Source organism: Microcystis sp. LEGE 08355 (assembly GCF_015207185.1).
GTDB classification, from domain to species: domain Bacteria; phylum Cyanobacteriota; class Cyanobacteriia; order Cyanobacteriales; family Microcystaceae; genus Microcystis; species Microcystis panniformis.
In genome coordinates this window covers 1-1,075 of the sequence record NZ_JADEXI010000946.1, presented here as the reverse complement: position 1 = coordinate 1,075, position 1,075 = coordinate 1, and the positions used below count along the sequence as shown (strand labels likewise).

Sequence of the window (1,075 nt, the reverse complement as noted above, 5' to 3'; positions counted from 1 at the left end):
TTTGACCACTTGTAGCCGAAAGGCGCTGATTTGCTGCCGCATTGCCAGGGATGCATCTCGACAATGGATAATCACGGGTTTATCGAGACGATGGGCGATTTCTAGTTGCGTCCAAAAGACTTGTTTTTGCTGCTCTTGGTTATCCGCTTTATAGAAGTCTAAACCCATTTCTCCGATCGCCACAACGCGCCGATCAGATCGGGCTAGGGATTCGATCTGATCGGCACTATTATCTCGCCATTTTTGGGCATCTAGGGGATGTAAACCGACGGCGAAGGAAATTTCCTGAAATTGATCAGCAATGGCTTTAATCGCCGCAAATTCCTCGGGTTCGACACAGGAGTGAACCAGATGAACGACTCCCACACTTCGCCAACGTTCGGAGATAGCGGGCAAGTCGGCTTGCAAAACGTCAAAGTTCAGATGAACGTGCGTATCTATTAATTGCATCGACCCCCGATCGCTTGTTGCGTCTGTCCTGATTACAGCTTAATTGTTTCTTAGGAAGCTTGGCTAACTTTTTGCCAAGCTTTGGCTAAACTGGCTTTTTTTCTAGCGCCGTTGTTCCGGTGCAAGACGTTGCGCTTGACGGCTTTATCGATTTTACTGTAAGCTTCTGATAGAGCTTGTTGGGCGCTTTCTAACCCTTCCGGGCTGGGGTTAGCTCCGTAGGACGAGACGGCGACAAGACATTTTTTGATCAGGGTTCTTACGGCTGACTTGTACGCTTTGTTGCGTAGACGATTTCTTTCGGAGATTTGGACTCGTTTGAGTGCAGACTTTGTATTAGCCACAGTCGTTTCTTGTTCTCAATACTGGTATGGTTAATCCGGACACAGACAAACCATGATAACAGATTTGTGCTATTTGTTGCAAGAGTTTTCTGGACAAGATTGGGGCAATCCCAGAGATATTTTCAGGATTGGGTTCCCACCGATGGGGAAGTGTAGTTGACATCCTCGCCGCCCTAAAAGTGCGGCGATTCCTAAACCTCACGATTTAAGTTTCTGCTTCCACCACCGTCGCATACCACAGTTAAAAAACCATGTACTGTCTTACACAGAGTCCACAGACT

2 protein-coding genes are annotated in these 1,075 nt (G+C 47.3%); both read right to left on the bottom strand.

Features of this window, described 5'->3' with window-relative positions:
* On the bottom strand, nucleotides 1–450 hold a 450-nt coding region (locus IQ242_RS25495), incomplete at its 3' end, for a TatD family hydrolase (protein ID WP_193961868.1).
* Between the two features lie 50 nt (nucleotides 451–500).
* On the bottom strand, nucleotides 501–794 hold the full coding sequence (gene rpsT, locus IQ242_RS25490) for a 30S ribosomal protein S20 (protein ID WP_002765309.1): 294 nt from the start codon (nucleotides 792–794) through the stop codon (nucleotides 501–503).
* Nucleotides 795–1,075 lie beyond the last annotated feature (281 nt).